This is a genomic window from Polynucleobacter sp. 35-46-11 (assembly GCF_002281105.1).
In genome coordinates, this window is the sequence record NZ_NCFJ01000049.1 from 1 (window position 1) to 13769 (window position 13769).

Consider the following 13769-nt stretch of genomic DNA (forward strand, 5'->3'; position numbering starts at 1 on the left):
CTCCTGAAACTGCTGCTGTCGAAGTTGCATTCTTCTTCGCTGGCATGAACGTTTTCAATCGTTAATTCACGATTGCTAACGAACAACCTATTTAATACACAAGTAGGCGCATTGACCTCCCCGCGCGTAAATCTCTTAGATTTTGACGCTGACCAAATGGCAGCGTATGTCGCGGGGTTGAATGAAAAGCCCTTTCGGGCGAAGCAACTCATGCAGTGGATACACCAACGTGGTGTTTCTGACATCAACGACATGAGTGATCTGGCAAAAAGCTTTAGAGCAACGCTGCTCGATAAAGCAGAAGTTCTCTCTCTCCCAGTGATTAAAGATGAGCATGCAGCAGACGGTACCCGTAAGTGGTTACTGGATGTTGGAGCTGGCAATGCTGTGGAGTCAGTATTTATTCCTGAAGATGACCGTGGCACCTTGTGCATCTCCTCTCAGGCTGGTTGTGCGGTCAATTGCCGTTTTTGTTCTACAGGACATCAAGGCTTCTCCCGCAATCTCACCGCCGGTGAAATCATTGGCCAACTCTGGTTTGCAGAGCATTTGCTCCGCACTGATCCGAATGCAGTTCGCCGTATTGAGAAATACCCAACGCCGGGCTGGGAACACACAGGTCGCGTGATCTCCAATGTGGTCTTGATGGGTATGGGTGAGCCCTTGCTCAACTATGACAACGTCGTGACTGCTTTGCGTTTAATGCTCGATGATAGAGCGTATGGTTTATCACGTCGTCGTGTAACCGTCTCTACCTCAGGCGTCGTACCGATGATTGATCGTTTGGCACAAGATTGCCCGGTAGCTTTAGCGGTGTCATTGCATGCACCGAATGACAAGCTACGTGATCAACTCGTTCCTCTGAATCAAAAGTATCCTTTAAGAGAATTGCTTGCCGCGTGCGAACGGTATTTACCTTTTGCCCCAAGGGATTTCTTAACCTTTGAATACTGCATGCTCGATGGTGTCAATGACTCTGACATTCAGGCAAAAGAGTTGGTGCGCTTGTTAGCGAACATCAAGTGCAAGATCAACCTCATTCCATTTAATCCATTCCCAGAGTCTGGATTAAAGCGCTCATCAGCCCAACGCGTTCATGCCTTCGCCAGCATATTGTTAGATGCTGGCATGGTGGCAACAGTTCGTAAAACTCGTGGCGATGATATCGCTGCAGCCTGCGGCCAATTAGCAGGTGATGTAGTTGATCGCACCCGAGTGCGCGAGCGTGCCGTGCATGACAAGCAGATCAATCTCGATCAAGCTGATGATGTTGAAAGTCTAGATGAAGAAGTTGAGCCTGAGTATCAGCCTGAGCACGCAGTGCAATGGCTCAAAAGATTAGACGACTGATTTCACAAAACAAGTCCCATGAGTAACTCATCTAGCAATCTCCCAAAGCTGCCTTTAGGCCCGTCGCCTAAGAGAGCGACACGTCAGGCAATGGTTGCCTGGAAAACGAACATCATTACAGTGGGTGGCGACGCACCAGTGCGCGTTCAGTCTATGACCAACACCGATACTGCAGATGCAGTTGCTACTGCTATTCAGGTTAAAGAGTTGGCCCGTGCTGGCTCAGAGATGGTTCGCATTACGGTAGACACACCAGCTGCTGCAGAAGCAGTACCTTATATTCGTGAGCTACTGGACAAGATGGATGTTTTGGTGCCATTGATTGGCGACTTCCATTACAACGGCCATACTTTATTAAATGACTATCCAGAGTGCGCCAAAGCCTTATCTAAATATCGCATTAATCCAGGTAACGTAGGTAAGGGCGCTAAACGCGATCCGCAATTTGCACAAATGATCGAAGCCGCTTGTAAATATGACAAGCCGATTCGGATTGGTGTGAACTGGGGTAGCTTGGACCAAGACTTGTTGGCAAGCATTATGGATGCGAATGCGGCGCTGCCAATTCCAAAGACTGCACAAGAGGTGATGATTGAGGCATTGATTCAGTCCGCATTACAGTCCGCAGAAAAAGCAGTCGAGTTCGGCATGAACCCCAATCAAATTTTGTTGTCTTGCAAGGTGAGTAATGTGCAAGATTTAGTAGCGGTGTACCGCGATCTCTCTAGAAGATCGGATTACCCATTGCATTTGGGTCTAACGGAAGCGGGCATGGGCAGTAAGGGTATTGTGTCCTCAACAGCTGCAATGGGTATCCTGTTGCAAGAGGGTATTGGTGACACCATTCGGGTCTCGCTAACTCCTGATCCAGGCGCCCCACGCGAGAATGAAATTATTGTGGCGCAAGAGATTTTGCAAACCATGGGATTGCGTAATTTCACGCCCATGGTGATTGCTTGCCCTGGTTGCGGTAGAACAACCAGCACCACCTTCCAAGAATTGGCTGCGAATATTCAGTCCTACCTACGTCAACAAATGCCGGTCTGGAAAAAAACCCATCCGGGTGTTGAGGCAATGAATGTTGCGGTTATGGGTTGTATCGTCAATGGCCCAGGTGAAAGTAAGCACGCCAATATTGGCATCTCGTTACCTGGCACTGGAGAGACTCCAGCGGCACCTGTGTTCGTGGACGGTGTCAAGGTGAAGACTTTGCGTGGCGAGAATATTGCCCAAGAGTTTCAGGTCATTGTGGATGAGTATGTGAATCTGAATTACGCGCCGAAATAAATTAAGTTTAAGTACACAATAAGAATAACTACGAAATATCAACGTACATCATGACCGATCAAGCTAAAACACAAAAGATCCAAAAAATTAATGGCGTTCGCGGCATGAATGATTTATTGCCAGCAGATGCTGCACAGTGGACACATTTAGAGCATGTTTTGCGTGATCTCACTCGCGCCTATGGCTACGAGTTTTTGCGTACCCCAATTGTTGAAGCGACTGCCGTATTCCAACGTGGCATTGGTGAGGTAACAGATATCGTTGAAAAGGAAATGTATTCCTTTGAGGATCGCCTCAATGGTGAGCAACTCACATTACGTCCAGAAGGTACTGCCGCTGTAGTTCGCTCTGTAGTTGAGAACAATCTTCTGTATGAAGGACCAAAGCGTCTTTGGTACACAGGTCCAATGTTCCGTCATGAGCGTCCACAACGTGGTCGCTATCGCCAGTTCCATCAATTTGGTATTGAGGCGATGGGCTTTGCTGGTCCGGATATTGATGCTGAAATCATTTTGATGGGCCAACGCCTATGGGATGAACTCGGCTTGAAGGGTGTACGACTAGAGATTAATTCTTTAGGACAGGCTCCTGAGCGTGCAGAACATCGCGCTGCTTTAGTAACGTACTTTGAGAAACACAAAGAGCAGTTAGATGAAGATTCGCAGCGTCGTTTGCTAAGTAATCCATTGCGTATCTTGGATACTAAAAATCCAGCAATGCAGGATTTGATTGAAGGCGCACCGAAGCTATTGGATTTCTTGGGTGAAGAGTCACTCAAGCATTTCGACGCAGTTCAGGCATTACTCAAGGCAAATAACATTCCTTGCAAGATCAACCCTCGCTTGGTACGTGGCCTCGATTACTACAACCTGACTGTTTTTGAGTGGATTACCGAAGAGTTAGGTGCTCAGGGCACGATTGCTGGTGGTGGTCGTTATGACCCTTTGATTGAGCGCATGGGTGGTAAAGCTGCTCCAGCTTGCGGTTGGGCCATGGGCATGGAGCGCGTCCTAGAATTAATGAAAGTTTCTGGTTCCTTGCCAGAACCTCAGGCTCAATGCGATGCTTTTGTCATTCACCAGGGTGGCGAGACTTTGACTGCTGCCATGATTATTGCTGAGCGCCTGCGGAATGCTGGCATCGATGTCATCCTGTTTTGCCCTCAAGATGGTCAGGCTGCCAGCTTTAAGTCACAAATGAAGAAGGCAGATGCGAGTGGGGCAGCCTATGCTGTCATTATTGGGCCAGATGAGCTGGCTAAAAATGAGGCTCAACTCAAGGATTTACGTAGTACTGGCGTTCAGAAGGCGGTAGACCTTGACGGCGTCGTGGAAGCGGTAATTGATGCCATAGTTGGCGCCACCGAATAGAATTAAGACATTAATTATTAATACTGTATTTATTAGCTTGGATTGACATGCCTTTAGACCTAGAAGAACAAGAACAATTAGATCAACTTAAAGCATTTTGGCAAAAGTATCGCAACCTCATTACTGGTGTAGTGACAGCGGCTTTATTTGCCTATGCAGCTTATAGTGGATATCAATGGTGGCGTACTAGCCAAGCTGCTGCAGCATCACAACTCTATGAGACGATGGTTACTGCTATTGGTAAGGGTGATAAAGATCAAACCTTGCGTGCTGCAGATGATTTACAAAAGCAATTTTCTGGCACCCCTTATGCAGCGATGTCGAGTCTAGTGGCTGCAAAGATTGCTTCTGATGCAGGCGACTCTGCAAAGGCGATGGGTTATTTGCGCTGGGCCGCCAAGAATGCATCTGATCAGGGATATTTAGCTTTAGCCAAATTACGCTTGGCAGCACAATTAATCGAACAGGGTTCTGAAAAGGATTTGGCTGAGGCCGATGCAATTCTGAAAGACAGGCCAGTCGCAGGTTTTGAGGCTTTGTGGCTAGAGCGTCGTGGTGACTGGTATTTGGCTCAAAAGAATACGGCTGATGCACGCAAGAGTTATGAGGCTGCTTGGAAGCAGTTAAATGATGCAAAAGAATTCCCTGAAGAGGCACGTCGTCTCTTGAAGGTTAAATTAGATGCCGTCGGAGGAGTAGCTCAGTGATGATGGATTGCAAACGTGTAGCAAAACTAGCAAGCACAGCCCTTGTATTGGGCTCTGTAGTATTTGCCTTGGTAGCCTGCTCTGGTGGCTCACGTGTACGCAAGCCAGCTGAGCTCGTGCAAGTTAATAATCAGTTTGAATTAGCGCCAGTATGGTCAACTAGCGTTGGTTCATCAGAGTCGTTTAACTTTCATCCTGCGGTAGTGGGTGATTCGGTGTATGCAGCATCTCATCGCGGCAATCTCACCAAGATTGATTTGATGACTGGAAATAAGGTGTGGGAAGTCTCCGTGCCGGATCGCTTATCCATTGGACCTGGATCTGATGGTCGCACAACTGCGGTCGTAACAACTAAAGGCACCGTTTACGCTTATGACGACACTGGCAAACCCATTTGGAATGTGAGTGTTGGTAGTGAAGTGTTATCAGAGCCAGTAGTAGCCGGCGGTGTAGTGATTATTCGTACATTGGATAGCCGCTTTGTTGGTCTTGACGCACAGACGGGTGTTCGTAAGTGGACTTACCAGCGTCAACAATCTGCCTTGTCATTACGCGTTGGCTATGGCATGCTCGCGATTGGCAATGAAGTGATCGTCACAGGCTTTGCTGGTGGTCGTTTTGGCATGATTGCCATTGCAAATGGTGGGCTAGTCTGGGAGACTCCGGTTTCATTTCCAAAAGGTTTCTCTGAGATTGAGCGCCTCAATGATGTCACTGCGAAGCCAAGTATGGATGGTGAAATTATTTGCGCCGTTTCTTATCAGGGTCGCGTAGGTTGCGGTCAAGCGCGTACAGGTAATTTATTGTGGTTTAAAGATTACTCAAGTTACACCGGCACAGCGCAAAGTCCTGAGCTGGTTTTCTCATCCAATGAAAAGTCTTACGTCACTGCTTTTGCGGTGAAGGATGGTTCACAAGTTTGGGAAAATACCCAGCTGACATTTAGAGATGTAGGTGAGCCGATGGCAGTTGGCAAGGTATTACTCTTGGGTGATGCGCAAGGTTACGTGCATGCACTCTCACAAGCGAATGGTGAAATGCTGTCACGCATTCGTCATGACAGTAGTCCAATCACAGCCGCACCCATTGCGGTGAACGGCCTCATCTTGATTCAGTCTCAAGGTGGAAAACTAGCGGCGTACAGTCCAAAATGAATCCAGTAATTACTATTGTCGGCCGTCCTAACGTTGGTAAATCGACACTCTTTAACCGCTTAACGCGTTCACGTGATGCTTTGGTTGCGGACTTTTCGGGCTTAACCCGAGACCGTCACTATGGCAAAGGTCGCATTGGCGAGCGCGCGTTTATTTGCGTAGACACGGGTGGTTTTGAGCCGGTAGCCAAGACCGGCATTGTTGCCGAGATGGCCAAGCAAACTAAGCAGGCAGTTGCTGAGTCTGACATTGTTATTTTCTTAGTGGATGGCCGCTTGGGTATGGCGCCTCAAGATCGCGTGATTGCAGATTTCTTGCGCAAGACGGGTAGACCAGTCATTCTGGCGGTAAATAAGACTGAAGGTATGCAAGCTGGCGTGGTTACTGCGGACTTTCATGAGTTAGGTCTTGGTGAGCCCTTCCCGATTTCATCGGCACATGGTGATGGTGTGCGTGGTTTGATCGATGATGCTTTAGATTCTTTAGGTATTCCAGAGCCAGAACCAGAAGAATTAGAAAATGATCCCAATCGCCCAATGAAGATTGCGGTAGTAGGTCGTCCTAACGTTGGTAAATCGACCTTGATCAATAAGCTGATCGGTGAAGAGCGCGTGATTGCATTTGACATGCCAGGTACAACACGTGATGCAATCGAAGTTCCCTTTGAACGTAACGGTAAACCATACATCTTGGTAGATACCGCAGGGCTTCGCCGCCGTGGAAAAGTATTTGAAGCGATTGAGAAGTTCTCAGTTGTTAAAACTTTGCAAGCCATTGCCGATTGCAATGTGGTTATTTTGATGCTCGATGCGCAACAAGATATCTCAGAGCAAGATGCACATATTGCTGGATTTATTGTTGAAGCAGGGCGTGCATTAGTAGTGGCTGTGAACAAGTGGGATGGTTTGGATGTCTACGTGAAAGAGCGTGCACGTTTAGAGATTGCGCAAAAGCTGCGCTTCCTTGATTTTGCAAACGTGCATCCGATCTCCGCTAAAAAAGGCACCGGTCTTAAAGAGTTATTTAAGGATGTTGATTTGGCCTACGCGGCAGCCATGGCTAAATTACCAACACCAAAACTCACCCGTATTTTGCAAGAGGCGATTGAGCATCAGCAGCCTAAGCGTGTCGGTATGGGTCGTCCAAAATTACGCTATGCCCACCAAGGTGGTATGAATCCTCCAATTGTGGTGATTCATGGAACTTCATTAAGTGGCGTAACGGATAGCTATAAGCGCTACCTAGAAGGTCGCTTTAGAGATGTCTTCAAGTTACGCGGCACCCCATTGCGAATCCAGATGAATACTGCCAAAAACCCGTACGTTGATGCGGATAAAGGCAAAAAGAAGTAAAAACGCGTACAGTTTTAGATATTTTTTAAATAAGGGGCTTGATTTTCTGACTTCAGACCCCTTATGTTTGAGGTAGACAGTTGTAGTTAGCATTTCACAGTGGTTCTTGGTAGTAGATTATTGAATAAAAAAAGCAAGACTCCCAAAATAGAAGCAGCGTATAAAAATCAATAAGGAGCAGTATGAATAACAGCAAAGTCCAATTACTACAGGATCCTTTCCTCAATGCCTTGCGCAAAGAGCATGTCCCTGTATCCATCTATCTTGTTAACGGTATCAAGCTGCAAGGCAATATTGAATCATTCGATCAATATGTAGTCCTATTGCGCAATACCGTGACACAGATGGTTTACAAACACGCCATTTCCACAATCGTCCCTGCTCGTGCAGTGGAGTTCCGCACGGAAGAAGTTAGCTCTGTATAAAACAGGTGTAGATGCGGCACGTGCCGTTCTGGTTGGGGTTGATACAGGTCGCGAGGATTTTGCGGACAGCATGGCAGAACTCAGCCTTCTAGCTGACAGTGCCGGCTCTATACCAATAGCGAGTGTGATTGCCCGTAAGGGTAAAACCGATCCTGCTTTATTCATTGGCTCAGGTAAGGCGAATGAAGTTAAAAAAGTGATGGAAGAGCAAGGCGCCGAATTGGTGATCTTCAACCATCCACTATCCCCAACACAGCAGCGCAATCTAGAGCGCCATATCGGCTTTCATGTCATGGACCGTACGGGCCTGATTTTGGATATCTTTAGTCAAAGAGCGCAAAGCCATATTGGTAAAACCCAGGTTGAGCTAGCCCAAGTACGTTATCGTATGTCTAGATTAGTGCGCGCCTGGAGTCACTTAGAGCGTCAACGTGGTGGTATTGGGGTTCGAGGTGGTCCTGGTGAAACTCAGATGGAGCTAGATCGACGGATGCTGGCTACTAAGGCAAAGCGTCTAGAAACAGAGTTGGAGAAGCTCCAGCGCCAACAAAGAACCCAAAGAAGGGCCCGTAATCGTAAGGATGTCTTTTCGGTCTCTTTGGTTGGTTATACCAATGCTGGTAAGTCCACATTGTTCAATTCCCTTACAAAAGCAGGGACATACGCTGCTGATCAGCTCTTTGCAACCCTAGATACCACCTCCCGCAAGGTGCATTTGGATGGCGTAGGCTCAATTGTCGTCTCCGATACGGTTGGATTTATCCGCGAATTACCCCATCAGCTGGTAGAGGCATTTAGGGCTACTTTGGATGAAACCATCCATGCTGACCTGATTTTGCATGTGATTGACGCTTGCAGCCCAGTAGCTAGGGAACAAAAGGCTGAAGTAGAGGCGGTTTTGCGTGAAATTGGAGCTGACGACATCCCCCGCATCGAGGTCATGAACAAGATTGACCAGATGCCTCAGACCTTTACCGAAGGGGCTGTCCTGGTCCGTGATTCCGAGGGAATTCCGAGCCAGATTTTCCTTTCCGCCAAGACGGGCCTAGGCCTTGATTTATTGCGTTCAGCACTCGCCGAATGCTCTCAAATGACTGATAGAATAAGGGTCGAGCAGAATCGTGCCAAGGTCCAAATGGACCCAGATGAGTTTTTAGCTCCTTTACCCGAACGACCAGAGACTTCTGAATTTAACCCGATTTCCAACCGAAAATATTCACCAAACGATGCGTAAATTTCTCGAGCTGTTCTCGGTCAATGATCCGGGCTGGGGCAACAGTCACCCAGGTAGCGGATCTAAAGATGCTAAAAGTGGGCAGGGTAGTGAGCAATCCCCTCAAGCTGAACCTGGTAACCCAGATGCTGAAAAACCTGTAGAGGTTCAGCCAAACACCCCAAGACCAAACAATCAACCTGCTAAGCCTGATGGCCCGCCGGATTTAGATGAGTTGTGGCGTGATTTCAATGATCGCCTCAGCGGTATTTTTGGTGGCAAGAAAAAACCCGGCGCAAGCTCAAGCAAGCCTGCTAACAAACCGAATAGCACTGACATTCCTCCGCCGTCTCAGCGCGGCAATGGCGGTGGTAACGGTGGCGGCGGCATGAGCGCACCCAATTTCAACTTCACCAACCCCTTTGGTTCTAAAGCTAGCGTGATGTTGGCTGCTGGTGGTGTTGCATTAATTTGGATTCTTAGTGGTTTCTACATTATTCAAGAGGGGCAGTCAGGCGTGGTTACCACCTTTGGTAAATATGCATACACGGCTGGCCCTGGCATTAACTGGCGCATGCCTTGGCCAGTTCAGGCCGAGCAAACTGTCAATGTTTCAGGGGTGCGCTCTGTCGAGGTGGGCCGTTCCATTTTGATTAAAGCAACTAATCAAAAAGATACTTCAATGTTGACTGAAGATGAAAACATCATTGATGTGCGCTTTGCTGTTCAGTACCGCTTAAAAGATCCAACAGATTATTTATTTAACAATCGCGATCCCGATATGACTGTGGTGCAAGCTGCAGAAACTGCAGTGCGCGAAATTGTGGCGCGTAGCAAGATGGATACCGTCCTCTACGAAGGCCGTGAAAAGATTGCAATTGATTTGGCAGCCTCGATCCAGAAAATTCTAGATAGCTATAAAACCGGCATCTATGTCACCAGCGTGACTGTTCAAAACGTTCAACCCCCAGAGCAAGTGCAAGCCGCATTTGATGATGCTGTAAAAGCAGGTCAAGACCAAGAGCGCTTGAAGAGTGAAGGTCAGGCCTATGCTAATGACATCATTCCGCGCGCCAAAGGTACGGCCGATCGACTCATTCAGGAAGCGGAAGGTTACAAGGCTAGAGTGGTTGCAACGGCTGAGGGTGATGCGAATCGCTTCAAGCAAGTCTTAACTGAGTATGCAAAAGCACCTGGTGTAACGCGTGATCGTATGTACATTGATAGCATGCGTGAGATGTACAACAATGTGTCCAAAGTATTGGTCGATACCACCAAGAGCAATAGCATGCTCTATTTACCTCTCGATAAGATCATTGCGCAGGTGAGTGCAGAAAGCACTCAAGTTGCCACTGGTCAAGCTCCCGCCTCCACGCCTACTGGCTCCGTAACTGTGGGTGGTACAACAGGTAATCCAGCAGCCCCATTCAGTAACAATGCAACTAGCCCAAGTACTAGCAATACTTCTAGTGCTGGCGCTTCCGAAAAACGAGAGGGCCTCAGAAGCCGCGATAGAGGGGATTCAAGATAATGAATGCAAATCGTCTCTTGGCCGCTATTGGTGGCTTGATTGCTCTGGGCTATATTCTGGCGTCTAGTATTTTTGTTGTAGATCAGCGTAACTTTGCTGTGGTGTTTTCATTCGGGCAAATTGTGCGTGTGATTGAACAACCTGGTTTGCAAGTGAAGCTACCAGCGCCTTTTGAAAACGTCCGTTTTTTTGATCGTCGCATTTTGACAATCGATACCCCTGAAGCAGAGCGCTTTATTACCTCAGAGAAGAAAAATCTCCTGGTGGATTCTTATGTTAAGTGGCGCATTGTTAATCCCCGTAAGTTCTTCGTGAGCTTTAAGGGTGATGAGCGTTTAGCGCAAGATCGCCTCACACAGTTAGTACGCTCCGCATTGAACGAAGAGTTCACTAAACGCACTGTTAGGGAGATCATCTCAGATCAACGCGAGCAAGTGATGCAGGGTATTCGTAAAAAAGTAGCCGATGATGCATCTGATATTGGCGTTGAGATTGTTGACGTTCGACTCAAGCGTGTAGACCTCCTGGCTGAGATTAGCGATTCCGTTTATAGGCGCATGGAGGCAGAACGTAAACGTGTCGCCAATGAATTGCGTTCCACTGGTGCTGCTGAATCCGACAAGATTCGGGCAAATGCAGAGCGTCAGCGTGACACAATCTTGGCCGAAGCCTATCGTGAAGCGCAGAAGATTAAAGGTTCTGGCGATGCAAGAGCTACCGCTTTATATGCCGATGCTTTTGGACGTGATCCACAGTTCGCACAGTTCTACCAAAGTCTTCAGGCTTACCGTAGCTCCTTCAAAGATAAGAGGGATGTCATGGTGGTTGAACCAAATGGCGAGTTCTTTAAGTTCTTACACAAAAAAAATTAAAAGTGAATATTTCAGATCATGAATCGTTGGTTACTTCCTGAAGATATTGCTGATGTTTTGCCGGCCGAGGCTCGTAAGGTAGAGACTCTGCGTCGTGCCATTCTGGATTTGTACCAATCTTATGGTTATGAACTAGTTGCCCCTCCGATCTTGGAGTTCTTAGACTCTTTGCTGACAGGCACTGGTTCTGATCTCAATTTACAAACATTTAAATTGGTCGATCAATTATCTGGCCGTACATTAGGCCTACGTGCTGACATGACGCCGCAAGTTGCTCGGATTGATGCGCATTTACTCAATCGTCAAGGCGTAACTCGTCTTTGCTATGCAGGTTCTGTTGCTCATGCTCGCGCTCCAGTGGGTAGTTCTGCTCGTGAGGAATTGCAACTTGGCGCAGAGATTTATGGATGCGCCACTTGGGAAGCAGATTTTGAAGCAGTCTCATTACTATTGCAGACCTTGAATGTGGCTGGCCTGAACAAGGTTTACCTGGACCTCTCACATGCAGGAGTGCTAGAGGGAATTCTGGATGGGCATAATCTAAAGAAGGGTGATATCGAGGCGCTCTACAGCTTGCTGCAAAGTAAGGACAGACCTCGCTTAGCGATTTGGGCTGAATGCTTGCCAGCCAAATCTGCAGAAGCATTGATGGCGCTTACTGAATTAAACGGTCCTTGTGCTCAGGTACTGGCCAGTGCTAAAAAGTCCTTACCAAAACATCAGTTGATTGATGAAGCTATAGCTCAATTAGAAATGCTGGCTGCAGCAACTGCTGCATTATCCGGCGATGTTGAGCTCAGTATTGATCTGGCGGATTTACGCGGTTACCAATATCACAGTGGCGTGATGTTTGCAGCTTATGTTGATAAGTTGCCTCAGCCGATTGCTCGTGGCGGTAGATATGACCATGTTGGCCATGCGTTTGGACGTCCTCGTCCCGCTACTGGCTTTTCAATGGATTTATTGACTCTGGCTAATCTTGCCCCAGTAGCGCAAAGAAAGTCTGCCATCGTAGCCCCTTGGGCTGTGGATGTAGTCTTAGCTAGCAAGATCGCTGAGTTGCGCGGTGCTGGTGAAGTAGTGATTCAGGCGATGAGTGGTGATGCTGTAGAAACCGCTGAATATATTTGTGATCGTGAGCTAGTAAAGCAGGGCAGCTTATGGGAAGTAAAAAAGAAATAACTCGCTTTATTAATAACGTACTAATTCTGTAATTACCTTTTGGATTTCATTATGTCTTCAAAGCAACAAGATCATGGTCGTAACGTCGTAGTCATTGGCACCCAGTGGGGTGACGAGGGCAAGGGCAAAGTAGTCGATTGGTTAACTGACCATGCTCAAGCGGTTGTACGTTTTCAAGGTGGACATAATGCTGGCCACACCTTAATTATTGGTGACAAGAAAACAATCTTGCGATTGATCCCATCAGGAATCATGCACAAGAATGTCATTTGCTATATTGGTAATGGTGTTGTACTTTCTCCAGAAGCGCTGTTTAAAGAAATCGGCGAGCTAGAAGCTGCTGGCTTGGATGTACAGTCTCGCTTGAAGATTTCTGAAGCTACAACATTGATTCTTCCGTATCACGTTGCAATTGATCATGCGCGTGAGAAAAAACGTGGCGATGCCAAGATCGGTACTACTGGTCGCGGCATTGGGCCAGCCTACGAAGACAAGGTGGCCCGTCGCGCCTTACGTGTACAAGATTTGTTCTATCCAGAAAAGTTCGCAGCTCAATTGCGTGAGAACTTGGAATATCACAACTTTATGCTCACCAACTACTATGGTGCAGAGCCAGTGGATTTCCAAAAGACTTTAGAAGAAGCCATGTCTTATGCTGAGCGCATCAAGCCTATGGTTGTTGATGTCTCTAGCGCTTTATATGCAGCAGAGCGGGCCGGTCAAAATTTATTATTTGAAGGTGCACAAGGTACTTTGCTAGATATCGATCACGGCACTTATCCTTATGTGACTTCAAGTAATTGCGTAGCAGGTAATGCAGCTGCTGGATCTGGCGTTGGCCCCGACTCATTGCAATACATCTTAGGCATTACAAAAGCCTATTGCACTCGTGTTGGTGCTGGTCCATTCCCAAGTGAGCTATATGACTTTGATAATCCGGCCAAGCAGGATCCAGCGGGCATTCGTTTGGCTGAAGTTGGCAAGGAGTTTGGCTCAGTTACGGGTCGCCCGCGCCGCACTGGTTGGTTAGATGCTGCTGCCTTGAAGCGCTCCATTCAGATTAATGGCCTATCCGGTCTTTGCATTACCAAGCTAGATGTCTTAGATGGCTTTGAGACGATTCGTCTTTGTGTTGGCTACAACTTAGATGGTCAAAAACTTGATGTGTTGCCGCGCGGTGCTGAAGCCGTGGCGCGCTGTGAACCAATTTATGAGGATTTCCCAGGTTGGAAGGGAACTACTTTTGGTATTCGTGAATGGGACAAACTCCCAATAGAGGCACAGAAGTTCCTGCGTCGTATCGAAGAAGTTGCAGGAAAGCCGATC

Annotated in this window: 12 protein-coding genes; all 12 read left to right on the forward strand. The window is 47.5% G+C overall.

The window, feature by feature from the left end:
• The first annotated feature begins 111 nt into the window (after window positions 1-111).
• Window positions 112-1350, forward strand: coding sequence for a 23S rRNA (adenine(2503)-C(2))-methyltransferase RlmN (rlmN, locus tag B7Y67_RS05880; RefSeq protein ID WP_293597829.1), 1239 nt, complete (start codon window positions 112-114; stop codon window positions 1348-1350).
• An 18-nt stretch (window positions 1351-1368) separates the two neighbouring features.
• On the forward strand, window positions 1369-2637 hold the full coding sequence (gene ispG / locus B7Y67_RS05885) for a flavodoxin-dependent (E)-4-hydroxy-3-methylbut-2-enyl-diphosphate synthase (RefSeq protein ID WP_293597830.1): 1269 nt from the start codon (window positions 1369-1371) through the stop codon (window positions 2635-2637).
• Between the two features lie 50 nt (window positions 2638-2687).
• On the forward strand, window positions 2688-4007 hold the full coding sequence (hisS, locus tag B7Y67_RS05890; protein WP_293597831.1) for a histidine--tRNA ligase: 1320 nt from the start codon (window positions 2688-2690) through the stop codon (window positions 4005-4007).
• Between the two features lie 47 nt (window positions 4008-4054).
• Window positions 4055-4714 carry a tetratricopeptide repeat protein gene (locus B7Y67_RS05895; RefSeq protein WP_293597832.1) on the forward strand — a complete coding sequence of 220 codons (660 nt, stop codon included), beginning with the start codon at window positions 4055-4057 and terminating at the stop codon, window positions 4712-4714.
• The gene (bamB, locus tag B7Y67_RS05900; RefSeq protein ID WP_293597833.1) at window positions 4714-5868 is read left to right on the forward strand and encodes an outer membrane protein assembly factor BamB; all 1155 of its coding nucleotides are present in this window, start codon (window positions 4714-4716) and stop codon (window positions 5866-5868) included. The genes B7Y67_RS05895 and bamB overlap by 1 nt, the downstream gene beginning before the upstream one ends.
• Window positions 5865-7220: a ribosome biogenesis GTPase Der gene (gene der, locus B7Y67_RS05905; RefSeq protein WP_293597834.1), complete on the forward strand. Its 1356-nt coding sequence runs from the start codon at window positions 5865-5867 to the stop codon at window positions 7218-7220. The genes bamB and der overlap by 4 nt, the downstream gene beginning before the upstream one ends.
• A 182-nt stretch (window positions 7221-7402) precedes the next feature.
• A complete protein-coding gene (hfq, locus tag B7Y67_RS05910; protein WP_015421243.1) occupies window positions 7403-7645 on the forward strand; it encodes an RNA chaperone Hfq in 243 nt (80 codons plus the stop codon).
• Window positions 7646-7673: 28 nt separating this feature from the next.
• The gene (gene hflX / locus B7Y67_RS05915; RefSeq protein WP_367227273.1) at window positions 7674-8879 is read left to right on the forward strand and encodes a GTPase HflX; all 1206 of its coding nucleotides are present in this window, start codon (window positions 7674-7676) and stop codon (window positions 8877-8879) included.
• Entirely contained in the window at window positions 8872-10389 is a 1518-nt protein-coding gene (gene hflK / locus B7Y67_RS05920) for an FtsH protease activity modulator HflK (protein ID WP_293597836.1), read from the forward strand. Before hflX ends, hflK begins: the two co-directional genes overlap by 8 nt.
• Window positions 10389-11261, forward strand: coding sequence for a protease modulator HflC (hflC, locus tag B7Y67_RS05925; protein WP_293597837.1), 873 nt, complete (start codon window positions 10389-10391; stop codon window positions 11259-11261). The genes hflK and hflC overlap by 1 nt, the downstream gene beginning before the upstream one ends.
• Before the next feature lie 18 nt (window positions 11262-11279).
• Complete coding sequence (locus B7Y67_RS05930; protein ID WP_293597838.1) at window positions 11280-12443, forward strand: ATP phosphoribosyltransferase regulatory subunit; 1164 nt, start codon at window positions 11280-11282, stop codon at window positions 12441-12443.
• Between the two features lie 51 nt (window positions 12444-12494).
• The coding region (locus tag B7Y67_RS05935; protein ID WP_293597839.1) for an adenylosuccinate synthase at window positions 12495-13769 on the forward strand (1275 nt) is incomplete at its 3' end.

Excerpts from the sequence above, each read along its gene's own strand:
- ispG (WP_293597830.1), top strand. The coding sequence starts at position 1,369 with ATGAGTAACTCATCTAGCAATCTCCCAAAGCTGCCTTTAGGCCCGTCG.
- hisS (WP_293597831.1), top strand. The coding sequence starts at position 2,688 with ATGACCGATCAAGCTAAAACACAAAAGATCCAAAAAATTAATGGCGTT.
- B7Y67_RS05895 (WP_293597832.1), top strand. The coding sequence starts at position 4,055 with ATGCCTTTAGACCTAGAAGAACAAGAACAATTAGATCAACTTAAAGCA.
- bamB (WP_293597833.1), top strand. The coding sequence starts at position 4,714 with ATGATGGATTGCAAACGTGTAGCAAAACTAGCAAGCACAGCCCTTGTA.
- der (WP_293597834.1), top strand. The coding sequence starts at position 5,865 with ATGAATCCAGTAATTACTATTGTCGGCCGTCCTAACGTTGGTAAATCG.
- hfq (WP_015421243.1), top strand. The coding sequence starts at position 7,403 with ATGAATAACAGCAAAGTCCAATTACTACAGGATCCTTTCCTCAATGCC.
- hflK (WP_293597836.1), top strand. The coding sequence starts at position 8,872 with ATGCGTAAATTTCTCGAGCTGTTCTCGGTCAATGATCCGGGCTGGGGC.
- hflC (WP_293597837.1), top strand. The coding sequence starts at position 10,389 with ATGAATGCAAATCGTCTCTTGGCCGCTATTGGTGGCTTGATTGCTCTG.
- B7Y67_RS05930 (WP_293597838.1), top strand. The coding sequence starts at position 11,280 with ATGAATCGTTGGTTACTTCCTGAAGATATTGCTGATGTTTTGCCGGCC.